Origin of the sequence: Mycobacterium bulgaricum, from assembly GCF_041287165.2 — a bacterium.
Taxonomy (GTDB): Bacteria; Actinomycetota; Actinomycetes; order Mycobacteriales; family Mycobacteriaceae; genus Mycobacterium; species Mycobacterium bulgaricum.
The window spans coordinates 234,336-256,732 of sequence record NZ_JBGGKV020000008.1 but is presented as its reverse complement, the minus strand read 5'-3'; the positions used below and the strand labels follow the sequence as shown (position 1 = coordinate 256,732).

The 22,397-nt window shown below is 67.4% G+C and carries 22 protein-coding genes and 1 tRNA gene; 12 read left to right on the top strand and 11 right to left on the bottom strand.

The annotated features are described in order from the left end of the window. Nucleotides 1–3 precede the first annotated feature (3 nt). From ACAG24_RS21395 to ACAG24_RS21380, 4 genes are all read left to right on the top strand, one after another. Nucleotides 4–603, top strand: a complete 600-nt coding sequence (locus tag ACAG24_RS21395) for a class I SAM-dependent methyltransferase (RefSeq protein ID WP_370474421.1) — start codon at nucleotides 4–6, stop codon at nucleotides 601–603. Nucleotides 604–609: 6 nt separating this feature from the next. After that, nucleotides 610–1,371, top strand: coding sequence for an acyl-[acyl-carrier-protein] thioesterase (locus ACAG24_RS21390; protein WP_370474420.1), 762 nt, complete (start codon nucleotides 610–612; stop codon nucleotides 1,369–1,371). A 94-nt stretch (nucleotides 1,372–1,465) separates the two neighbouring features. Continuing rightward, entirely contained in the window at nucleotides 1,466–2,803 is a 1,338-nt protein-coding gene (locus ACAG24_RS21385; RefSeq protein WP_370474419.1) for a histidine phosphatase family protein, read from the top strand. Nucleotides 2,804–2,900: 97 nt separating this feature from the next. Further along, nucleotides 2,901–3,743 carry an IclR family transcriptional regulator gene (locus tag ACAG24_RS21380; protein ID WP_370474418.1) on the top strand — a complete coding sequence of 281 codons (843 nt, stop codon included), beginning with the start codon at nucleotides 2,901–2,903 and terminating at the stop codon, nucleotides 3,741–3,743. Nucleotides 3,744–3,749: 6 nt separating this feature from the next. On the opposite strand, the gene ACAG24_RS21375 is transcribed toward ACAG24_RS21380, so the two are convergent. Continuing rightward, a complete protein-coding gene (locus ACAG24_RS21375) occupies nucleotides 3,750–4,862 on the bottom strand; it encodes an acyl-CoA dehydrogenase family protein (RefSeq protein ID WP_370474417.1) in 1,113 nt (370 codons plus the stop codon). A 59-nt stretch (nucleotides 4,863–4,921) separates the two neighbouring features. Between ACAG24_RS21375 and ACAG24_RS21370 the strand changes: the two genes are divergently transcribed. Both ACAG24_RS21370 and ACAG24_RS21365 read left to right on the top strand, forming a co-directional pair. Then, a complete protein-coding gene (locus ACAG24_RS21370) occupies nucleotides 4,922–5,728 on the top strand; it encodes a hypothetical protein (protein ID WP_370474416.1) in 807 nt (268 codons plus the stop codon). 4 nt (nucleotides 5,729–5,732) lie between these two features. Further along, on the top strand, nucleotides 5,733–6,485 hold the full coding sequence (locus tag ACAG24_RS21365; protein WP_370474415.1) for an enoyl-CoA hydratase: 753 nt from the start codon (nucleotides 5,733–5,735) through the stop codon (nucleotides 6,483–6,485). On the opposite strand, the gene ACAG24_RS21360 is transcribed toward ACAG24_RS21365, so the two are convergent. The 5 genes from ACAG24_RS21360 to ACAG24_RS21340 are packed head-to-tail and all read right to left on the bottom strand — an operon-like array spanning nucleotide 6,486 to nucleotide 12,484. Further along, on the bottom strand, nucleotides 6,486–7,289 hold the full coding sequence (locus tag ACAG24_RS21360) for an HpcH/HpaI aldolase/citrate lyase family protein (protein ID WP_370474414.1): 804 nt from the start codon (nucleotides 7,287–7,289) through the stop codon (nucleotides 6,486–6,488). Beyond that, a complete protein-coding gene (locus tag ACAG24_RS21355; RefSeq protein WP_370474413.1) occupies nucleotides 7,286–7,786 on the bottom strand; it encodes a MaoC family dehydratase in 501 nt (166 codons plus the stop codon). Before ACAG24_RS21355 ends, ACAG24_RS21360 begins: the two co-directional genes overlap by 4 nt. After that, on the bottom strand, nucleotides 7,787–8,947 hold the full coding sequence (locus ACAG24_RS21350; RefSeq protein WP_370474412.1) for an acyl-CoA dehydrogenase family protein: 1,161 nt from the start codon (nucleotides 8,945–8,947) through the stop codon (nucleotides 7,787–7,789). Beyond that, nucleotides 8,944–10,926 carry an ATP-binding protein gene (locus tag ACAG24_RS21345; protein ID WP_370474411.1) on the bottom strand — a complete coding sequence of 661 codons (1,983 nt, stop codon included), beginning with the start codon at nucleotides 10,924–10,926 and terminating at the stop codon, nucleotides 8,944–8,946. Before ACAG24_RS21345 ends, ACAG24_RS21350 begins: the two co-directional genes overlap by 4 nt. A 7-nt stretch (nucleotides 10,927–10,933) precedes the next feature. Then, on the bottom strand, nucleotides 10,934–12,484 hold the full coding sequence (locus tag ACAG24_RS21340) for a carboxyl transferase domain-containing protein (protein WP_370474410.1): 1,551 nt from the start codon (nucleotides 12,482–12,484) through the stop codon (nucleotides 10,934–10,936). Nucleotides 12,485–12,577: 93 nt separating this feature from the next. Here ACAG24_RS21340 and ACAG24_RS21335 point away from each other — a divergent pair, with 93 nt between their 5' ends. Then, nucleotides 12,578–13,201: an SACE_7040 family transcriptional regulator gene (locus ACAG24_RS21335; RefSeq protein WP_370474409.1), complete on the top strand. Its 624-nt coding sequence runs from the start codon at nucleotides 12,578–12,580 to the stop codon at nucleotides 13,199–13,201. A 3-nt stretch (nucleotides 13,202–13,204) separates the two neighbouring features. Here ACAG24_RS21335 and ACAG24_RS21330 read toward each other — a convergent pair whose 3' ends face one another. The 3 genes from ACAG24_RS21330 to ACAG24_RS21320 all read right to left on the bottom strand — a co-directional run bounded on the left by ACAG24_RS21330 (nucleotide 13,205) and on the right by ACAG24_RS21320 (nucleotide 15,515). Then, entirely contained in the window at nucleotides 13,205–13,360 is a 156-nt protein-coding gene (locus ACAG24_RS21330) for a hypothetical protein (protein ID WP_370474408.1), read from the bottom strand. A gap of 35 nt (nucleotides 13,361–13,395) precedes the next feature. Beyond that, on the bottom strand, nucleotides 13,396–13,599 hold the full coding sequence (locus ACAG24_RS21325; protein ID WP_335331227.1) for a hypothetical protein: 204 nt from the start codon (nucleotides 13,597–13,599) through the stop codon (nucleotides 13,396–13,398). A gap of 89 nt (nucleotides 13,600–13,688) precedes the next feature. Beyond that, entirely contained in the window at nucleotides 13,689–15,515 is a 1,827-nt protein-coding gene (locus ACAG24_RS21320; RefSeq protein ID WP_370474447.1) for an alpha/beta hydrolase family protein, read from the bottom strand. 133 nt (nucleotides 15,516–15,648) lie between these two features. Here ACAG24_RS21320 and ACAG24_RS21315 point away from each other — a divergent pair, with 133 nt between their 5' ends. Beyond that, nucleotides 15,649–16,470 (top strand): MmpS family transport accessory protein, encoded by an 822-nt coding sequence (locus tag ACAG24_RS21315; protein ID WP_370474407.1) that lies wholly within the window; start codon nucleotides 15,649–15,651, stop codon nucleotides 16,468–16,470. A 12-nt stretch (nucleotides 16,471–16,482) separates the two neighbouring features. Here ACAG24_RS21315 and ACAG24_RS21310 read toward each other — a convergent pair whose 3' ends face one another. Then, on the bottom strand, nucleotides 16,483–17,805 hold the full coding sequence (locus ACAG24_RS21310; RefSeq protein WP_370474406.1) for an MFS transporter: 1,323 nt from the start codon (nucleotides 17,803–17,805) through the stop codon (nucleotides 16,483–16,485). Nucleotides 17,806–17,830: 25 nt separating this feature from the next. On the opposite strand from ACAG24_RS21310, the gene cmrA reads away from it, so the two are divergent. Next, nucleotides 17,831–18,637 carry a mycolate reductase gene (gene cmrA, locus ACAG24_RS21305; protein ID WP_370474405.1) on the top strand — a complete coding sequence of 269 codons (807 nt, stop codon included), beginning with the start codon at nucleotides 17,831–17,833 and terminating at the stop codon, nucleotides 18,635–18,637. Nucleotides 18,638–18,641: 4 nt separating this feature from the next. Here cmrA and ACAG24_RS21300 read toward each other — a convergent pair whose 3' ends face one another. Further along, nucleotides 18,642–20,207 (bottom strand): helicase HerA-like domain-containing protein, encoded by a 1,566-nt coding sequence (locus ACAG24_RS21300; protein ID WP_370474404.1) that lies wholly within the window; start codon nucleotides 20,205–20,207, stop codon nucleotides 18,642–18,644. A 93-nt stretch (nucleotides 20,208–20,300) separates the two neighbouring features. Here ACAG24_RS21300 and orn point away from each other — a divergent pair, with 93 nt between their 5' ends. From orn to ACAG24_RS21285, 3 genes are all read left to right on the top strand, one after another. Beyond that, nucleotides 20,301–20,936, top strand: coding sequence for an oligoribonuclease (orn, locus tag ACAG24_RS21295; RefSeq protein ID WP_370474403.1), 636 nt, complete (start codon nucleotides 20,301–20,303; stop codon nucleotides 20,934–20,936). Nucleotides 20,937–20,966: 30 nt separating this feature from the next. Beyond that, nucleotides 20,967–21,039, top strand: a tRNA-His gene (locus ACAG24_RS21290). A gap of 364 nt (nucleotides 21,040–21,403) precedes the next feature. Beyond that, nucleotides 21,404–22,321 (top strand): alpha/beta hydrolase fold domain-containing protein, encoded by a 918-nt coding sequence (locus tag ACAG24_RS21285; protein WP_370474402.1) that lies wholly within the window; start codon nucleotides 21,404–21,406, stop codon nucleotides 22,319–22,321. Nucleotides 22,322–22,397: the final 76 nt, after the last annotated feature.

Genomic DNA, 22,397 nt, shown 5'->3' with positions numbered 1-22,397 from the left:
CGCATGGCCGACTACTGGAACCACAACACTGCCTACCACCCGTGGCTCACGGGTATCGCAGGCGAGCATCGCGGTGACGTCCTCGACGTCGGCTGCGGCGACGGCCTCCTGGTCGAGCGCCTGGCCCCGGTATCGCGGTCGATCGTCGGGATCGATTCCGACCCCGGCGCGGTACGACGTGCGAGGGATCGGCTCTGCGGCCGGGCGAACGTTTCGATCTCCGAGCACGCGTTCCATGCCTTCGATCCGGGCGACGTCCGCTTCGATCTGATCACGTTCGTCGCGACGATCCACCACATGGACCTGCGCGGCACTCTTGGCAGGGCCCGTGATCTGTTGCGCCCGTCGGGTGAGATCGCGATCGTCGGCCTCAGCGCGAACAAGACTGCATCGGACTGGGTTTGGGCCGGTTTGTGCCTGCCCGCCGTCCGCATCGGTTCCCGCCTGCATCGCGAGACACCCGACGTCGGGCTGGTGATGACGGACCCCCGCGAAAGCCTCGCGGAGATCCGCGCCGTCGCCGACGAGGTGATACCCGGAGCGACGGTGAGGCGCGCGTTGTACTACCGGTACCTGCTTCGCTGGCGCCGAACCGTAGGCTGACCGTCGATGGTTACCGAAGACGTGCACCGTCGCCTGGCTGCGCTGCCGGAATCCGGCTACGTCTATCGCACGGCGTGGCGGGTGGCCACCGGTGACATCGGCAGTGATCTGAACCTTCGACTCGACGGCGTGGCCCGCTACATCCAGGAGGTCGGCGCCGAGAACCTCGTCGACGCCGGTGAGGCCGAAGACCACCCGCACTGGCTGGTCCAACGCACGGTGATCGATGTGATCGAGCCGATCGAATTCCCCAACGAGGTCGCGTTCAGCAGATGGTGCTCGGCGCTGTCGACCCGCTGGTGCACCATGCGTGTCGACCTCGTCGGCAGCGATGGCGGGCGCATCGAGACCGAGGGATTCTGGATTGCGATCAACGCGAAAACCCTGACGCCGCAACGGGCCACCGACTCACTCATCGAGCGGTTCTCGACGACGACCGACGAATACCGCCTCAAATGGCGCCCCTGGCTCAAAAATCCGGACGGCGCCGACGACGCGATCCCGTTCGCGCTGCGCCGCACCGACATCGACCTTTTCGAACATGTCACCAACACCGCGTACTGGCACGCGATCCACGAGGTGATGGCTGTGGTCCCCGAGGTGTGCACACCGCCCTATCGCGCCGTGATCGAGTACCGCAAGCCGATCAAGTACGGCGAGCACGTGACACTCGGGTGGCGTCGGACAGGTGCGGCTGTCCCGGCCCTCGACATCGCCTTCACTGTCGGCGGCGAGGTCCGCGCGGCCGCTGTGCTGACAAAGCTCTGATCCGAGTCTCGCTGAGTGAGACCGCGCCTTGTTGCGTGTTAACCCACCGTTCACCGTGGGCGCTGTCCTGAACAACAGCGGGAGGAACTGTTCCATGAATGATGCGTCTTCGTCGGGCGCGGCACGAAGCAGAACGTGGCATCGCAACGCCCTGCTGCGCGTCCTAGGGGCGGCGGCCGTGGCGGCAGCCGTGCTGGTCGGTGCGGCTCTGCCCGCCTCGGCCGCCGAACTGATGCGGGTCACCTTCGTGCGCCACGGCCAATCCGCGGGCAATGCGTCGGGCCTGATCGACACGTCGACGCCGGGGCCGGTGCTGACCCCGACGGGCCAACAGCAGTCCCAGGCCATCGTCGGCGTCCTCGGCGACAACAACTACGACGCGATCTATGCCTCGACGATGGTGCGCACCCAGCTGACGGCGGCACCGATGTCCCAGTACCTCGGATTGCCCATCCAGGTGCTCGCGGGGTTGCAGGAGATCGAGGCGGGCGTCTTCGAAGGCACCCCCGAAAGCCAGGCACAGACCGGCTACGGCCTCTTCCCCCTTGCATGGGCGATCCAGGGCAACCGCGATCTACGCATTCCAGGGTCGATCGACGGAAACGAGTTCGACGCCCGGGTCGACGGCGCTCTGCAGACGATCTACGACAACGGCGACCGCAACCCGGTGATCTTCTCCCACGGTGGAGCCATCATGTTCTGGACGATGATGAACGCACAGAACCTCACCGCGGCCGAGAAGATCGACCTGCTGCGGACCGCACCGTTGAGCAACACGAACTACGTGATCGTCGAGGGCAACGCCGAGGACGGCTGGACCCTTGTCAACTGGAACGGCAAGTTGTTCAGCCCCGAGCCGACACTGAGCGCCGAGGTCCGCCGCCAGTGGCGGACGCTGAACCGTCAGCTCGCCGCCAGCGGCAGGGAGTTCTTCGAATCCTTCGCCTCACGTGATTTCGTCACCATCGCAACGGCGTTCAACCGCAGCGTCGCCGAGGCCAAGTTCTCGATCGCGAAGTACCACCGTGCGGTACAGGCCAAGATCATCAGCGATTGGAGCACGAAGTTCGAGCGGCCCGAACCCGAGCAGCCGGCCGCGACAGCGGTGTCCGCAGCGACGGTCGAGCAGGACGAGGCGACCGAGGTCGTGGAGGCCGACACCACAGCCGCGCCCGACGATGCCCAGCCGGCGCACCGATCCACCTCGAAGGCGGACGCCGACCGGGTCGGCGACGACGACAGCACGATCGACGAGACGAAACTCGACGACGAGGACGGCACGGAACCGGAATCGGATGAGATGTCCGATGCCGGCGATGCGAACGACGCTGATTCGGCCGAGGACGCCGATGAGTCCGCCGCGGAGGACTCATCGGAGGCTGACGACGCCGCTGACCGAGGCGGTGAGGACGCCCAGCGCGACGCCGCCTGACCGGCACTGACATCGGCCCCCTCCCACAGCGGGAGGGGGCCGATGCATGTCGGCCGTTTCGACTCCGCCGCACAGGCCGCGGCCCTACCGTGACCGGGTGGTCCTTCACGCTGATGCGCCTGCGTCGATGGTGGCTCGAGTCGCGCTGATCCTCGGGTGCTTCGACCAGGCCGGACGCGTGCTGCGACTCGACCAGGTTGCTGCCCGCGCCGGGCTGCCCCGATCGTCGGTGCACCGCATCCTCACCCAACTACACGGCGCGGGACTGCTGCAGCATCGCTCCGACGGATATTGCCTGGCCGCGTCCTCGCTGCCGGGAGCAGGCTCCGGCGATCACTCCGCCCTGCGTGCCGCCGCGGCGCCGGTGCTGGAACGCTTGCAGAGCGACACCATGCTCGTCGTGCAGCTCGGCGTGCTGATCGGCTCGGATGTCGTTTATCTGGACAAGTTCTCGGGCACCAGCGGCGTCGCCGTCCCGGTCGGTGTCGGGGACCGGACACCGGCCCACGCGAGCGCCCTCGGCAAGGCCATCCTGGCGACGCTTCCCGCCGAGACCGTGGACGAATTGCTCGGCTGCCCACTGCGCAAGAGCACTCCCGCCACGGTCGCCGACCTGCCGTCGCTGCACTCGGAGCTGGTCCGCATCCGCTCCCGGCACGGGCTCGCCTACGACGACCAGGAACTCGTCGCGGGCCTGGCCGGTATCGCAGCACCCATCCTGGGCGCGGACGGCCTGGTGGCCGGGCTCTCGCTGACGGGACCCGCGCCGGCCGAGCGCCTCACCCGGATGGCGCCGTTCCTGACCCGGGCCGCGCGCAGCATCGCCGAACGCATCGGATCCACGTCTCATGCCGCCGGCCGCCGTTCCGACCTCGCCGCCGTCACCGACGACATGCTGTCACGGGTGCTACGCACCCTGTCGTCGGACGACTGGGTGTGAGACCCGCTACCAGATCAGGTCATCGACGTTGAGGCCCAACGCAAATCGACCTGCGACGGCGAGCACCTGCTCGACATTGCTCGACACGTGCTTGCAGGCGGTCTGCATGTCACGCCATACCCGTTCGAGCACTTCGGCATCATCGCTGCCGCCCGTGTCGGAGACGACGGCGCCGACCGCCCGCAGTGCCCGTTCGCACGCCATCACCTGATCTCGGCGCGTACGCAGCACCATCTCTGCGTCTGGCTGGGCGCCGGAACGGACACAGTCGACCAGGTCGGCCACGTTGCGACGAATTTGGAGCAGCGACAGTTCGATATCGCTGTGGGACATCGCGACCCGGCTCAACGGCGCCGACCCGTTGTCGACGGCCTGGGTCGCCAGCACCCGCTGCGCCCCGCCGAGTAGCGGCATGGTTCCCGCGAGCGTGAACACGGTCGGTTGAGGAAGCCTGTCCAGGGGTGTCGCGGTAACGCTCTGCCCGCCATGCAGCCAGCTGAAGGTGCGATGGTCAGGCACGAACGCCCCCTGCACCAGAACGTCGTCGGCGCCGATACCCCTGAGTCCGAGGCCATTCCACGTCGGCTCGATGACGAAGTCGGTCCGCGGCACCAACACGGCCATGAAGTCCTGCGCCGCACCGTCGCCGCCGACGCGCAGTGCCGCAACGCTCAGCCACGCGCAGTGGCGTGCACCCGTGCACCTGGCCCATCGACCTGACAGCCGGAACCCCCCGTCCACGCGCTGCAGCCGGCCGGTAGGAGCGTACGACGAACAGAGCAGCGCCCGGTCATCGGCTCCCCAGATCTCTTGCAACACAGCCTCTTCACGGATCGACAGGCCCCAGCTGTTTACACCGAGCCACCCCGCCAACCAGCCGGTCGACATACACGATCTGGAAAGCTCGCGTGTCGCGGTCAGGTACACCTCCGGTGCGCTGTCGAGGCCGCCGAAGGCTGGCGGTTTCAGCAGAGAGAAGTATCCGGCGTCGTGCAGCGCGTCGATCACCTCCGGTTCGACCGCACCACTGCGGTCGACCGCGGCCGCGGAGGCGCTGATACCGGGAAGGAGGTCGCGCACCGCGCCGAGAACGGACTCCGGCGTCGGAGTTCGTCTCACTGTGCCGCGCTTCGTGCCACGATCATGCTTACCATCTGATGCGATCGGGAAGGATGCAGATGGCCGGCGCCGGTACCCGCGAGTTCGTCTCGCAAGTACTCGAACTCGCCGTCGCCGACAGCGCCGGGGCGTGGCTGCGGGTCGCGTTCGACTCCGACGCCGACGTCTCCGCTGCCGCAGGCCCGCATGCAGCGATCGCCGTCTGCAGGCACGGACGCGGTCGACTGGAGAACGGCAGGCTCATCGGCCGATGGACTACCGTCGTCGGCGCCCTGTCGGCGGACTGCGTGCTGCTCCCCGCCCATGAGATGAACCGGGGCGGGGAAGCGCGCCGAGTACTCGTATCTCGCGAAGATGCGGGTATCGAGGGCACCGCCGACGGGATCGCGGCGGGCGCCGTCGACGTGACCATTTCCGATCTGCGCGTCGACACCGCACGCATCTTCCAGGCCGACGACGCGCCGGGCATTCGCGAGGCCGTCGGAGTGTCCGCAGTGGTCGTCGGATCGGCCGACGGAATGCTGCAGCAGCACATCCGCCAGCTGCGGACGCAGCTCGCGGTGTCGTCGGGCGCGGCTGCAGTCACCGAGGCCGTTGCCGCGCAGATCGCGCGGGCGGCTTCCGACATCGATGCCTCGAAGCTACAGATCAACCAATCTCTTTGTGAAATGCCGGATTTGGAGATCGTCATTAGATCCTGCCGACAGGCCGTGGCCAGGGCGCGAGCGGCGGCCGATCACCTGCTCGAGCACAGCAGGCACGCGCTCGACGCCTCGGATCCCGCGACGCAGCGGTGGCGTGACGTCGATGCAGGCAGCCGCGTTGCCGTGCGCGTGCTCGACGGGCTGGGCGCGCCGTTAGGCTGACCGGGTGTCCGATCTTGTACTGACGCAGGTCGAAGACCGCGTCGCACTCATCACCATCAACGATCCCGACCGCCGCAACGCGGTGACCGCCGAGATCTCGGCGGCATTGCGCGCCGCGGTCGACGCCGCCGAGGCGAACCCGGACGTTCATGCCGTGATCGTCACCGGTGCAGGCAAGGCGTTCTGCGCCGGTGCCGACCTCACCGCACTGGGTGCCGCCACCGAGGACGGGCTCCGGGTGATCTACGACGGCTTCCTCGCTGTCGCCGACTGCACACTGCCGACGATCGCGGCCGTCAACGGCCCCGCGGTAGGGGCAGGCCTGAATCTGGCTCTCGCCGCCGACGTTCGGATCGCCGGACCCGCCGCGGTCTTCGACCCGCGCTTCCAGAAGCTCGGTATCCACCCCGGCGGTGGCGCCACGTGGATGCTGCAGCGCCTCGTCGGGCCTCAGGTCGCCCGGGCCTCGCTGCTGTTCGGCATGCGCTTCGACGCCGAGGCCGCGGTGCGCCACGGCCTCGCGCTCGAAGTCGCCGAGGAACCGGTGGCGACAGCACGCGCGTTGGCGGCGGGCCCCGCCGGCGCACCCAGAGAGGTTGTCGTCGCCACCAAGGCCTCCATGCGCGCCACCGCGAATCCCGGCACCGTGGATTCCGAGCAGCATCGGCTTGCCGTCGATGTCGAGATCGGCCCGCAGGCAACGTCGATCGAATCGCCTGAGTTCGCCGCCAGGTTGGCTGCTGCCAAACGCAAGTAGCTAACCGGCCAGCGCGACGATCCGCTCGGCGCGCCGGAGCACCGGCATGTCCACCATCTGGCCCTCGAACTGGAACACCCCACGCTCGTCGCGGGCCGCAGCCAGGACACGTCGGGCCCAGTCCGCTTCCTCGTCGGTGGGCGCGTAGCCCTCTCGGATGACGGCGATCTGGGTGGGGTGGATCGCGACTTTGCCGTCGAAGCCGACGGCCACCGCGTCGTCGACTTCGACCCGCAGGCCCTCGAGGTTCTTGATGTCGAGGAAAACCGAGTCGAAAGCCAACCGCCCGTAGGCTTTTGCGGCCAGGAGAGTCTGCGACCGCACGTGCCGGGCGACCTCGCGATAAGAGCCGTCCGGGTACCTGTTGGCCGTGCCGCCGAGTACGGCGAAAAGATCCTCGGCGCCCCACATCAGTGCGTAGGTGTTCTCCGCACGAGCGAGCTCCACGACATTGAGCGCGGCGAGGGGCGTCTCGATGAGGACGAAGACGTTCAGCGGCGCCAGCGCGGTCACCTGCGCGGCGGTCTCCGACTTGGCCAGCATCACCGTCGTATAGGCCGTCTTTGCAACGGCTTCGAGGTCCAGCTCGTGGTCGGGAGTACCGCTGGGGTTGACCCGCACCACCGTCCGCTCGGGGTCGAGTGGGGTGTCGATCAGCGCCTGACGCGCTGCGGGACGGTCCTTGGCCGCGACACCGTCCTCCAGGTCGAGGATCGTGATATCGGCGACCGCCGCGGCCTTCTGGTAGCGCTCCGGACGATCCGCCGGGCAGAACAGCCACGCGGTTCCGGCTGCCAGGCTCACTGGGCTTCCCCTTCAGGACGCTTGCGCACCATCGTCTTCCGCGACGCCGTCGCCACGATGTCGCCGTGTTGGTTGCGGCCGACGTGACTGAACGTGACGATCCCCTCCCCCGGCCGGCTCTTCGATTCGCGCTTGTCGGTGACCTCGGTCTCGGCGTAGAGCGTGTCGCCATGGAACAGAGGTTTGGGGAACGCGACCTCGCCGAATCCGAGGTTGCCGACGATCGTGCCCTGCGTCAGCTGCGCGACCGAGAGTCCAACCAGCGTCGACAGCGTGAACATCGAGTTCACCAGCCGCTGGTTGAACGGCGGCAACGCATCCGAGAACGCCGCGTCCAGGTGCAGCGCCTGGGTGTTCATGGTCAGCGTGGTGAACAGCACGTTGTCGGCCTCGGTGATCGTGCGGCCGGGCCGGTGCTGGTACAGCACACCGGTCTCGAACTCCTCGAACCAGAGACCCCGCTGAACCACAACCTTTTTCGGTGTCGTGTCGCTCATCTACAGGCCCAACTCGCGGCTGACCAGCATCAGTTGCACTTCCGTTGTCCCCTCGCCGATTTCGAGGATCTTGCTGTCCCGGTAATGCCGCGCCACCGCGTACTCGTTCATGAAGCCGTAGCCACCGAAGATCTGCGTCGCGTCGCGGGCGTTGTCCATCGCCGCCTCGCTGGCGACAAGCTTGGCGATCGCGGCCTGCTTCTTGAAAGGCTTGCCGGACAACATGAGAGCGGCCGCGTCGTAGTAGGCGGCGCGCGCGACGTGGGCCCTTGCCTCCATGCGGGCAATCTTGAATGCGATGGCCTGATTGCTGCCGATCGAACGGCCGAACGCCTCGCGCTCCTTGGAGTACTTGACGCTCTCGTCCACGCATCCTTGCGCCGCGCCGACCGACAGCGCAGCGATCGCGATGCGGCCCTCGTCGAGGATGCGCAGGAAGTTGGCGTACCCGCGTCCGCGCTCTCCCAGCAGGTTCTCCTGCGGCACCCGGACATCGTCGAAGCTCAGCGGGTGGGTGTCGGAAGCGTTCCAGCCGACCTTGTTATAGGCGGGCTCGGCGGTGAACCCCTGCGTCGGAACCGGCACCAGGATTGCCGAGATCTCCTTCTTGCCGTTGTTCTCCCCCGTGACCGCGGTGACCGTGACGAGCTTGGTGATGTCGGTACCGGAGTTGGTGATGAACTGCTTGGAGCCATTGATAATCCACGATGACCCATCCGATCTTGCCGTGGTTTTGGTCGCCCCGGCGTCGCTGCCGCCGCCGGCCTCGGTCAGACCGAACGCGCCGAGGGCCTTGCCGGAAGCCAGGAGCGGTAGCCATTCCTGCTTCTGCTCCTCGTTGCCGAACCGGTACACCGGCATCGCGCCCAGCGATACCCCGGCCTCCAGCGTGATCGCCACACTCTGGTCGACCTTGCCGAGTTCCTCCAGCGCCAGACACAGCGCGAAGTAGTCGCCGCCCATGCCGCCGTACTCCTCCGGGAAGGGCAGGCCGAACAGGCCCATGTCGGCCATTCCCGACACGACTTCGTACGGGAACGAGTGCTCTTCATCGTGTTTGGCCGCGACGGGGGCGACGACGCTCTGGGCGAAGTCGCGCACGGTCTTGGCCAGCTGCTCGTAGTGGTCGGGCAGCGTCCCGGTCGAAAGAAAATCAGTCACTGTGGCTCCTCGGTTGCCGTTATCCGGGCCAGTACCTGGCCCACCTTCACCTGTTCGCCCGCGCCGACCAACAGTTCCACCACCCCGTCGACGGGTGCGGTCAGCGCGTGCTCCATCTTCATCGCCTCGACGGTCACCACGACGGTTCCCGCCGTGACGGCCGCCCCGTCGTCGACGCCGACCGCGACGACGGCCCCCGGCATCGGACTCGCCAGTTCGGCGTCGCCGCCGAGCTCGTCGTCGGGACGCACCGGGGCCTCCCGCACCTCCTCGACCATCACGACGCGCCCCGCACCTGCCAGCCACACCTGCCCGCCGATCTCGGCGACCAGGTGGTCGCTACGCAGACCGTCGATCGTCACCGCCAACACGTCGCCGGCCAACACGGCTCGAAGCGTGCGGGTTTCGCCGCCTTCGACTGCGGCCGTGGCGTCCTCCGGCGTGCCGGTGAGATAGACGTGGTCGGTCCTCTCCCTGGCGCGCAGCCTCATCGGCGTCGCCGCGCGCCCGGCGATGCGCCAGCCGGACGGCACGTCCCACGGATCGGATGCCGTTGCCGGCCAGGACTTCAGCCACCGATACGCCGCCGCGGCCACCAGATCGTCGTCGGACGGCGGCGCGGGAACGAAATCGGGAAGCCGCCGGTCGAGAAGTCCGGTGTCCAGGTTCCCGGCCGCGACGTCGGGATCGGCGAGGAGGAAACGCAGGAATTCGACGTTCGTCGTCAGCCCGAGCACCGCGGTGTCGGCCAGTGCCGAGTCCAGAGCGCGCAGCGCCGCCGGCCGATCTTCGGCGTGCGCGATCACCTTAGCCAGCATCGGGTCGTAGTCACTGCCGACGACTGTGCCGCGCGCCAATCCGGAGTCGACGCGGATTCCGCGACCGACCGCCTCGCGAAGTCCGATCACGTCGCCGCCGGTGGGCAGGAATCCGCGGGCGGGATCTTCGGCGTACACCCGCGCCTCGATGGCGTGCCCGTCCAGGCGGATGTCGTCCTGGGCGATGGGCAGCTTCTCCCCCGCGGCGATCCGGACCTGCAACTCCACCAGATCGAGCCCGGTCACCATTTCCGTCACCGGATGCTCGACCTGCAGGCGGGTGTTCATCTCCATGAAGAAGAACTCGTCGGGCCGATCGGCGGACACGATGAACTCGACGGTGCCGGCCCCGGTGTAGTCGACGCTGCGTGCCGTGTCGCAGGCCGCGGCGCCGATGCGGGCGCGGGTCTGCGCGTCGAGCAGCGGGGACGGCGCCTCTTCGATGACCTTCTGATGACGGCGCTGGAGGCTGCATTCGCGCTCGCCGAGGTGCACCACGTTGCCGTGATCGTCGGCGATCACCTGCACCTCGATGTGCCTGGGATTCAACACGAACCGCTCCAGGAACAGGGTGTCGTCGCCGAACGACGATGCGGCCTCGCGACGGGCACTTGCCAGTGCCGCGGGGAGTTCCGACGGGTCGTGCACGACGCGCATGCCCTTGCCTCCGCCGCCGGCCGACGGCTTGACCAGCACCGGGAAACCGATGTCGGGGGCGCCTGAGATCAAGTCGTCGTCGGTCAGGCCGGGCCGCGAGATCCCGGGCACCACAGGCACACCGAATTCGGACACCGCGGCCTTCGCCGAAATCTTGTCGCCCATCGTCTGGATGGCGGTGACGGGCGGGCCGATAAAGACCACGCCGGCGGAACTCAGCGCGTCCGCGAATTGGGCGTTCTCGGAAAGAAATCCGTATCCGGGGTGTACCGCTTGGGCGCCGGTGCGCGCAATCGCCGAGAGCAGCGCGTCGATCGACAGATAGCTCTGACGCGCCGGCGCGGGTCCGATGTGTACTGCCACGTCGGCTTCGGCGACATGGCGGGCGTGAGCGTCGGCGTCGCTGAACACCGCGACCGAGCGGATTCCCATCGTGCGCAACGTGCGGATCACACGAACCGCGATCTCGCCGCGGTTGGCAACCAGAACTGTATCGAAGGTCACGAGAGACTCACATCCTGAAAACGCCGTAGGACACCGGCTCCAGCGGAGCCTGGCCTGCCACCGAGAGTGCCAACCCGACAACAGCTCTGGTGTCAGCGGGGTCGATGACGCCGTCATCCCAGAGTCGCGCGGTCGAGTAGTACGGATTGCCCTGATCCTCGTACTGGGCACGGATGGGGGCCTTGAACGCCTCTTCCTCCTCCGGCGCCATGTCCCCGCGCACGGTCGCCAGCACCGACGCGGCCTGCTCGCCACCCATCACCGAGATCCTGGCGTTGGGCCACATCCACAGGAACCGCGGCGAGTAGGCCCGACCGCACATCGAATAATTGCCTGCGCCATACGATCCGCCGATCACCACGGTCAGCTTCGGCACCCGCGCACACGCGACCGCGGTCACCATCTTCGCGCCGTGCTTGGCGATACCACCCGCCTCGTAGTCGCGGCCGACCATGAACCCGGAGATGTTCTGCAGGAACAGAAGTGGCGTGTTGCGCTTGTCGCACAGCTCGATGAAGTGTGCGCCCTTGACCGCCGACTCACCGAACAGCACACCGTTGTTGGCGATGATGCCGACCGGATGGCCGTGGATGCGCGCGAACCCCGTCACCAGCGTGGTGCCGTATTGGGCCTTGAATTCGGCGAAATCGCCGCCGTCGATGATGCGGGTGATGACCTCGTGCACGTCATAGGGCACCCGGGAGTCGACGGGCACGACGTCGTAGAGCTCGCGCTGATCGGCGACCGGATCGACGGTCGGGGCGACGTCCCACGGCGCCGAAGCCTTCGGTGCGAGTGTCCCGACGATCGTGCGGACGATGCGCAGCGCGTCGCGGTCGTCGTGGGCCAGGTGGTCGGTGACGCCGGAGACCTTGGAGTGCAGGTCGCCGCCACCGAGTTCCTCGGCGGTGACCACCTCGCCGGTGGCGGCTTTCACCAGCGGCGGGCCACCGAGGAAGATCGTGCCCTGGTTGCGCACGATCACGGCCTCGTCACTCATCGCCGGGACATACGCGCCGCCGGCGGTACAGGACCCGAGGACGGCCGCGATCTGGGCAATTCCCTTGGCGCTCATGGTCGCTTGGTTGTAGAAGATGCGTCCGAAGTGCTCGCGATCGGGGAACACCTCGTCCTGGCGCGGCAGGAATGCGCCGCCGGAGTCGACCAGATACACACACGGAAGCCGGTTCTGCAACGCGATCTCCTGGGCGCGCAGATGCTTCTTGACCGTGATCGGGTAGTACGTTCCGCCTTTGACCGTCGCGTCGTTGGCCACGATCATGCACTCGCGGCCCGAGACCCGCCCGATGCCGGCGATCATGCCCGCGCCGGGGCACTCGTCGTCATACATGCCATCGGCGGCCAGGGCCGCCAGTTCTAGGAACGGGCTGCCAGGGTCGAGCAGCCCATCGACGCGGTCACGCGGCAGCAGCTTGCCTCTGCCCACATGCCGTTCACGTGCCTTTTCGGGCCCGCCCAGCGCGGCCGTGGCGAGCTTCGCCCGCAACTGCTCGACCAGCGCGACGTGATCGTCGCGATGAGATGCCCGCGCTGCCATCGCTGAACCCACCTTAAGTTAATGGCGACTAACCGGATGGTATGTTAAGCACCATTAACTGATGCTGTCCACCACCGGCGGGAGGTTCACGACATGACCACTCGAACCGCCGACGCCGTCTCGTCACGGAGCAGGGCGAAATCCGACCGCCGCGGCCAACTCGCCGCCGCGGCGGAGCGATTGTTCGCCGAACACGGTTATCTCGCCGTACGACTCGAAGACATCGGTGCGGCCGCCGGTGTCAGCGGGCCCGCGATCTACCGGCACTTCCCCAACAAGGAGGCGCTGCTCACGGAGCTGCTGGTGGGTATCAGCACCAGGCTGCTCGCCGGTGCCACCGAGGTGGCAGGTGAGGCGACAGACGCCGATGGCGCGCTTGCTGCCCTGATCGACTTCCATCTCGACTTCGCGCTCGGCGAGTCCGACCTGATCCGTATCCAGGATCGCGATCTCGGCAACCTGCCGCCGGCGGCCAAGCGTCAAGTGCGGCGCAAACAGCGGCAATATGTCGAGATCTGGGTGGAGGTGCTGCGCCGCCGCGATGCCACCCTCACCGAAACCGACGCCCGCATGATGGCCCACGGAACCTTCGGCCTGCTCAACTCGACGGCGCACAGCATGAAGCCCGGCACGACGAAAACGGCCGAGGCCAACTCGCGAACCGTCCTCCGACAGATGACGGTCGCGGCGCTGACCTCGGCCGCTGAGCGCGATTAGGCGCTAGTACCAGGCTCTCCGACCTGCGACGGGGCGGCCGACCGACCCGAGAACCCAGAACACCGCGCCGATCACGAGAAGCACGACGCCGATGTACGTCAGGATCGACATCCCGAAGATGAGACCCAGGATGAGCAGGATCGCTCCGAAGACGATCATTTCCATTCCATTCCTCGCGACGACCAGTCAGCGGGCTACTGACTGGGTTCCGGGACGTTGCAATCCGTCACCTTCGGATTGACTCCCGCGTAGTTCAACGGCCCCGCCACCACCGTCAGCGCGATACTTCCCGCTGTGGCGCAATTGGCTTCGCCACCGGTGAAGTAGTCACGCTGATAGGCGGCGAAGACGCCGATCAACAACCAGACGAGCACAATGACGCCGAGAATTCCTCGCATGCCGTGCCTCCTCCGTCCGCGCACTCCGTAGTGGCGCGCGAAGAAGTTTTACCCCGCTGAAAATTCAAGTAAACCTCTGCGCGGGCAGGTCAATTGGCGAACGCGGCGGTGAGCCAGTCGCACATCGTCTTCCGCAGCACCGCACGGTTCTCGCGCTTGTCGATCTCGTGGCCGTCGTCCTCGAACGCCAGCATCTTGGTTTTTCGTCCGAGCGCTGTCAGCGCCTCGCACATCTGCTGCGATTCGCTGGGCGGGACATTGGTGTCGTTGAGTCCGTGCACCAGAAGCAGCGGTGCGGTGATCGCGTGCGCTCGCGGCAGCGGGGACAGCTTCTCCAGAAGATCCTGATCGCTGACCGGATGCCCGTATTTCGGATAGGCGGCGGCCGCGATCCACTGCTCGGTGTTGCGGTACCAGGTGTTCAGGTCGCTCATCCCGCAGATGCTGATGCCGGCCGCGAAGTCTTCGGGATGGAATGCCAGCGCAGCCTGTGTCAGGTAACCGCCGTAGGACCACCCACAGCACGCCACCTTGCCCGCGGGAGCGTGTCCGTTGTCGACGAGAAACCGCACCGCATCGGATACGTCGTCGATGGCGGCGAATCGGCGCTCACGGTCGTCGGCGTGCATGAAGGACCTGCCGAACCCTCCCGACCCGCGCACGTTGGGAAGAAATACGCAGATGCCCTCGTCGAGCAGTGCGGGAAAGAATTCGTTGTAGCCGGGGCGGCCCTGGCCTTCGGGTCCGCCGTGCAGGAACAGCATCGCGCCGATCGTCTCGACGCCGTCGGGCGGGCGGAACAGCCAGCCCGTGAACGTCAATCCGTCGCGCGCGGTGATGGTTTCCAACGTGGGGTCAGCCGACACCGGGCCGCTGCTCGGCTCGCGGTCGACGAGTTCCCACTCTCGCGTCCGCGGGTCCACGAGTTCGACGGTCGGCGGTTTCGACGGCCCTTCAACCGTGAGCGCCAGCATGGAGCCGCCCGCGCTGATACTGAGCTCACTGGCCACCATCCCCGGCAGCGGAATCGGGTCGTACAGGGTGCCGTCGGCGTATTCGAGGATCTGTAACTCGCTGGCGCCGTGCAGGTTCCACAGGATCGCCACCGTCGACAGGTCGTCGCTGACGGTGAATTCGTCGAGCTCACACCCGGGCCGTTCGGCGATCACCTGGTAGGACACACCCTCTGCCGAGACGGTCACCTCGAGCAGGCGTGCGTGCTCGGCACCGTTCTCGCTGCGGATCAGCGCGCGGACATAACCCTCGGTGCTGTTGACGCCGTACTCGTTGGCCGGGTGGTACAGCTCGGTGAGCTCTCCTTCTGGGCCCGACCGCAGCCGACGCGGGTGGTGGTCGTCGAGGATGACGCCGGTGTCGGTGGTCGATCCGGGGTCGTAGGGCAACAGGCCGACCTCGGTGAGCCCGCGCAGCATGATGAGATCGCGGTAGCCGCGCGGGCCGACCCGGACCAGTGACGCGCCGGCCCACGCGTCCACCAGCCTGCCGCCCGACCGTCGGTCCAGCACGGTGGTGGTATCGCCGGACGGGTCGATCAGACACGAGCTGCCGACGCCGTCCTCTCCGGTCAGGATTGCCGCGACCAAGGTGCCGTCCCAGCCGATCAGCTCGGCGGTTCCCTCCACACCCGTGGGCCAATAGTCGATTCTGCGGGCCGCACGGTCGTCGGGATCCGTTGTCACAACCCAGATCTGGCTGCGGGTGCCACCTTCGGGCGCCACCTGGCAGGCCAGCCAGTGGCCGTCTGCGGAGTGCATGACCCGCGTGACGGGACCTTCGATCGGCAGGTCGACATCGCGCGACGAGCTCGCCCGCCAGCCTCGCAGGAACCGCTGCACCGCCCTCGGATATCCGCCGTCGTCGACGAGATGGGCGAACGCGGTGGCGTCAGGAGACATCGACGCGCCGTAGATTCGACGGACCTGTTCTGCCACGGTTCACGATTGTGCACGGTCGGCGGCGGCCGTGACGGGTGGGCCGGTGCGGATGCACTGAGCGGCTGCACAGGTACCCTGCAGCCATGAGGTGGGCATGACGGATTCACCTGACCGCGGACGCAAGGAGCAGTACGGCCGGGGCGGACCTGACGACCAGTGGGGTTTCCGCGCACGCGAGGAGCAACCAGGCGGCGGCGGCGACCCCGGCTACCCGGGGTACTCCGATCCTGCGTACGCGAGCCAGGCGCCCTACGGCTCCCCGTACCAGCCGCCACGCCCGACCGAACGCCTCCCCGCGTACTCGCCGTACGGCTTCGACCCGTACGCGACCGGCCAGTATCCGCCCCAGCCCCCACAGGGTTACGGCTCGGAGCCGCCACCTGAGGGACCGAAGTCACCGCGCTGGCTGTGGATCGTCGCCGGTGTTGCCGTCGTCATGGTGATCGGGCTGGTGATCGCGCTGGTCATCGTGGGTAGTTCAGAGCAGCAAACGGTGAGGGCACCACTGCCCTCGCAACCCGAACCGTCCTACACTCCCTCCCCCACCACGACGTCGCGGACTCCGACCACGAGGCCCTCGACTCCGGTGCTCCCGCTCCCCACGCTGCCGAGTTCGCCCACCACACCGACCACACCGACGGTTCCCGGCGCCACCGACACCGTCGTCTACACGGTCGAGGGCACCGGCCGCGCCATCAACATCACCTACGTCGACACCGGCGGGCTGCTACAGACCGAGTTCAACGTGATGCTGCCGTGGAGCAAGGAAGTGTCGCTGCCCCAGCCGGGAGAGTCGTCGGCAAGCATCAGCATCATCAATGTCGGCCGTGAGGTGACCTGCTCGATCTCGGTCAACGGCGACCAGCTGGACATGCGGACGGGCGCAGGCCTGACGATCTGCACGCCGGAGGGGTAGCGGGTCGACGACTCACGCCGAGTCGGTCCGCCGGTGCGGCGCGTGCACGGGCAGGAACAGCACCAACCCGAGGACGAGCACGAGCACCAGCCCGCCCATTCCGGCGCGGTAGCTGTCGAAAACGTCGATGAACACCGAAAACAGCCACGGCGCCAGAAAAGTCGCGGCGCGCCCGGCCGTCGTGTAGAGCCCGAACGTGACGCCTTCCTTGCCGTGGGCGGCCATCCGCATCATCAGCGTGCGCGCCGATGACAGCGTCGGACCGATGAACAGGCACAGCAGCAGGCCGCACGCCCAGAACGCCATCACACCCGAAAGCACCATCAGAGTCAGGCCGACCACGATCATCGCCACCAGCGAGGCGACGATCACCGGCTTGGAGCCGACCCTGTCGTCGGCGCGGCCGCCGACCACCGACCCGAGCGCGGCGACGACGCACGCGGCGACCCCGAACAGCAGCACATCGGCCTCGGACACCCCGTAGACGTTCACGCCGAGCACGGCCCCGAAGGTGAACACCCCGGTGAGGCCGTCTCTGAACACCGCGCTGGCGCCCAGGTAGTAGACGACGTTGCGGTCGCGGCGCCACTCGGTGCGCACCTCCTGCCACAACCGTCGGTAGGCACCCAGGAAGCCGACCCGGGGAGGCTTCTCCTGCGCGCGGCCGGGCGTCAGGATCAGCAGCGGCAGAGCGAACAGCGCGAACCAGGCCGCCACGAGCAGCATCGCGGCGCGCACGTTCTGTCCGTCGTCGATTGACAGGCCCAACAGGCCACGGGTGTCTCCGTCGCCGGAGATGAACCCCAGATAGACGACGAGCAGCGCCAGCACACTGCCGAAATAGCCCAGTGCCAAACCGAATCCGGAGATCCGGCCCGACGTCTGCGGCGTGGACAGTTCGCGCAGCATCGCGTTGTAGGGCACCGTCGCCAACTCGCTGCACGCCGCAGTACAGGCCAGCAGGACCAGCCCCGGCCACAGATAGCGATGATCATCGCGGATCAGGCTCAGCGACGCGGTCAGCAGGACCACCAGTCCGGTCAGGATTGCCAGTGCTTTGCGCCGCCGGGACGGCGCGTCCACCCAGACCCCGGTCACCGGGGCCAGCAGCGCCACCACGAGTCCGGCCAGCGCCAGCGCACGTCCCAGCCAACTGGCCGGAGTCGTCTCACCCGGCAGATCGTCGCCGACCGTCGTCGTCAGGTACACCGTGAACACGAACGTGATGACGATCGCATTGATGGCGGTGGCCCCGAAATCCCACATCGCCCAAGCCACCACGCGCGAGCGGGTCGCGGCGGCGGGGGAACCGGTCGTGGGCGACACCTCGCTCATGAGCGCCCACGATATAGTCCGGCCCATGCCAGTACCCGCTCCCGGCGCGGACGCCCGAGCCGTCGTCACCGGCGCATCACAGAACATCGGCGAAGCGCTGGCCGTCGAGCTCGCACGCCGCGGCCACCATCTGATCATCACGGCGCGTCGCGAGGAAGTGCTCAACGCGCTTGCCGAGCGACTGCGCGCCGAGTACGGCGTGACAGTCGAGGTGCGTGCCGTCGACCTCGCCGACCCCGCCGCACGCGACATCTTCTGCGAGGAGCTCGCGGCACGCGACATCTCGATCCTGTGCGCCAACGCAGGCACGGCGACGTTCGGGCCCGTCGCCGCACTCGATCCCGCGGAGGAGCGAAAGCAGGTGCAGCTCAACGTCCTCGGCGTGCACGACCTCGTGCTGGCGGTGCTCCCCGGCATGGTCGGGCGCCGGGCGGGCGGGATTCTCATCTCGGGGTCGGCGGCAGGCAACTCCCCCATTCCGAACAACGCCACCTACGCCGCGACGAAGGCGTTCGCGAACACTTTCAGTGAATCGCTGCGCGGGGAGGTCAAATCGGCGGGCGTGCACGTCACCGTGCTCGCGCCCGGCCCGGTGCGCACCGACCTGCCCAACCCTGACGAGCAGTCACTCGTCGAGAGGTTGATCCCCGACTTCCTCTGGATTGACACCGAGTACACGGCGAAGGTCTCGCTGGATGGGCTGGAGCGCAACAAGATGCGCGTCGTGCCCGGTGTGACGTCGAAGGCGATGTCGGCGGCCAGCGGTTACGCACCTCGCTCCGTCGTCGCCCCGATCGTCGGCGCGGTGTACAAGAAGCTCGGCGGCGACTGACCTTTCAGCGCCTGCGCCTCCGGCGGCCTGTACCGAAGATGCTGCGGGTGATCTCGCGGCCGATGACGGTGCCCGCCGAGCGCATCGCGCTCTTGAATGCGGGGCTCTCCATCATCTGGTCGAGGAAGCCGGGTTCCTCCCGCTGCGCGGGCGCCGGCATCGGCGGCACCTCGACCGTCGGCGGCACAGAGACCGGCGGCTGCGGTGGCGGTGCGAGCTTCGCGGTCAGGCGTTCGTAGGCCGAGTCCCGGTCGATGGTCTGGCCGTACTCCGCGTAGAGCGGGCTGGCTGTGGCGGCGGCTGCCATCGCGTCCGGGCCGATGGTGTCCATCAGCGATCGCGGGGCGCGCATCCTGGTCCACGCGACCGGTGTGGGGACGCCGTTCTCGGAAAGCACGGTGACGACGGCCTCGCCGGTACCCAGTGACGTCAGCGCCGACTCCAGGTCGTAGACATCGCTTTTCGGGTAGGTGCGCACCGTCTTGGCGAGCGCCTTCTGATCGTCGGGCGTGAAGGCGCGCAGCGCGTGCTGAACTCGCGCGCCGAGCTGGCTGAGCACTTCTTTCGGGATGTCGGTCGGCATCTGTGTGCAGAACAGCACCCCGACCCCCTTGGAGCGGATCAGTTTCACCGTCTGCTCGACCTGCTCGAGAAACGCCTTGGATGCATCGGCGAACAGCAGGTGCGCCTCGTCGAAGACGAACACCAGCTTGGGTTTCTCGACGTCACCCACTTCGGGCAGCGTGGTGAAAAGTTCGGCGAGCACCCACATGAGGAACGTCGAGAACATCACCGGGCGCGTGGCCTGGCTGCCCAGCTCGAACAGTGTGATTATGCCGCGGCCCGAGCTGTCGACGCGCAGCAGGTCGCCCGGTTCGAGTTCGGGCTCACCGAAAAAGGCGTCGCCGCCGTCGGCTTCGAGGTTGACCAGGGCGCGCAGGATCACCCCAGCCGTCGTCGTGGAGACCGCGCCGAGTGCCTTGAGTTGCGGCTTGCCCTCATCGCTCGTCAGGTACTGGATGACCGAGCGCAGATCCTTCAGGTCGAGCAACGCGAGCCCCTGCTGATCGGCCCAGTGGAAGATCAGACCGAGCGTCGATCCCTGAGTTTTGTTGAGTCCCAGCACCTTCGACAGCAGGATCGGCCCGAAGCCGGTGATCGTCGCGCGGACTGGCACCCCGACTCCGGATGTGCCGAGCGACAGGAACTCGACGGGGTACGCGGTGGGTGTCCAGTCGTCGCCGGTGTCGGCGGCCCGCTCGGTGATCTTCTCGCCGGGCTCGCCTGGCCGCGACAGTCCGGACAGATCTCCTTTCACGTCGGCCATCACAACCGGCACGCCGGCCGACGACAGCTGCTCGGCGAGCACCTGCAGCGATTTCGTCTTCCCTGTTCCGGTGGCGCCCGCAACCAGACCGTGCCGGTTCAGCATCCCCAGCGGGATACGCACCCGCGCCGACGGGTCACACACGCCGTCGACGACGACCGCTCCGAGCTCCAGCGCCGCGCCGTCGACGGCATAACCCGCGGCGATCTGCTGCGCGGGAGTAGCCGTCGGCTCGGTCGTCATGCGACGAACCTTATCGGGGCAACGCCTCCTTTCGACGGGTGTCAGCGGCCCGTGTACAGCCCCGGGTCGAAGCGGGGCTTACTGTTGAGCGCTGTGCGCGATGAACTTGTGTGGATCGACTGCGAGATGACGGGCCTGGACCTCAAGTCCGACCGGCTGATCGAAATCGCTGTGTTGGTGACCGACTCCGAGCTGAACATCCTGGGCGATGGCCTCGACGTGGTGATCCACGCCGAGAACGACGCGCTCGACTCGATGATCGACGTCGTTGCGCAGATGCACACCAAGTCCGGCCTCATCGACGAGGTGCGCGCGTCGACCGTCGACCTCGCCACCGCCGAGGACATGGTGCTGACCTACATCCGGGAACACATCAAGACGGCCAAGACGGCACCGCTGGCGGGCAATTCGATCGCCACCGACCGGGGCTTCATCGCCCGTGACATGCCCAAGCTCGACGACTACCTGCACTACCGCATGATCGATGTCAGCTCGATCAAGGAGCTGTGCCGCCGCTGGTATCCGCGGATCTACTTCGGCCAGCCGGACAAGGGGCTCGCCCACCGGGCGCTGGCCGACATCCACGAGTCGATCCGCGAGCTGAGCTACTACCGGCAGACGGCCTTCGTAACGCCCCCGGGTCCGTCGACCAGTGACATCGCCGCGGTCGCGGCAGAATTGGGACCCGCCGCGACCAACGATTCGGCTCCGAGGGACTCGACCGGCTAGTATGACCAAGCCGCTTTCCGAGCGGCGATGGTGGCTGTAGTTCAGTTGGTAGAGCACCAGGTTGTGATCCTGGCTGTCGCGGGTTCGAGTCCCGTCAGCCACCCGAGGTGAGACATCGCCCCACCTGCACATTCGCGGGTGGGGCGGCGTCGTTCCGGGCCCATGTCATCGCGAAACCCGAGACGCATCGGCTGTTCTTCGGCACGTGGCGGCTGCCCTTGTGCAATCACCACAAGAGGGTCTCGTCCTCTCGTCCAACCAAGACAAGCCAACGCCGCGTACCTCACCCAACACTTGACGGGCAAGCGAACCCGAGCCCCCCGGCTCCGCAGAGATTCGAGTCTCGATGTCGTCGTACCGTTCAGGCCTGCCGACCCTTCTGGTAACCGTCGAAGCCGCCACCAACAGATGCGGAAACCGAATGAGGCCGGTACGCGAGGACAATCCGCGCCGGCGAAGCCACCGGTATGGCTGCTAATCCCCAGCGTCGGGTCGCTGCATGGGTCGGAGCTCACGCTGCACAACGTGTCCTACCCCTGGTCGCGGCGCCGCCGCGCTTCCGCCTCGCCAGCCGCCGCATCGCCGAACCGGAGTGTGCCGATGTGCCCACCCGACACGGCAAGGTCAAGTGCCTGATCTATCGGCCCAACCCCGAGGCCCCGCTGGCCCGAAGCGGTGTGGGTCGCCTTCCGGTCGATCTCCATCTTCACGGCGGTGCGTTCATCGTGCGCCACCCGCGGCACGAGGAGTACATCGCCGAGTACATCGCCTCGGAGGTCGGTGCGGTGGTGGTGCTGGCCGACTATGCGACCGCGCCTCAAATCCAGTATCCCGTCGCAGAAGAACAATGCTTCGACATCGCGCGCTGGATCCGCACCGCGGCGGGCGAGCGCGGCTGGGACGCCGCTCGGATGTCTGTGTCGGGAGCCAGCGCAGGCGCGAAGCTGGCGATCAACGTATGCCAGCAGGCACACCCTGGGCGCGAAATCCGGCTGCGGGCAGCCGCGTTGGCCTTTCCCGTCCTCGACCTGTCGCGCGCCGACCGGACCTCCGCCAAGAAGTATCCGCGCATATCGCGTCCGGTTCAGCGTCTCGCTATCGACGCTTACGTGGCCGACCCGCGCGCCCGTTCTCAACCTTTGGCATCGCCGGTGTTCGATGCAAGCCTGGCCGACGCCATGCCGCCGACACTGATCATCACCGGCGAGCTCGACACGCTGGGCCCCGAAGGTGACCGCCTCGCCCACGACCTGACCGGCCGGGGAGTCGCGGTCACGCACCACCGCCTACCATCGATCGATCACGGCTTCACCCGATCCCAGGCTTCGTCGGCGCACGCGGTCCTGCGGATGATCGGCTCCCACCTCATGACGAATCTCGCGTAGCGGCTTGGTTGAGCGCTTCTGTCGCGTTCGCACAATAGGCGTGGACCGTCTTGGCGCTTTCACACGAGCAGAAAAC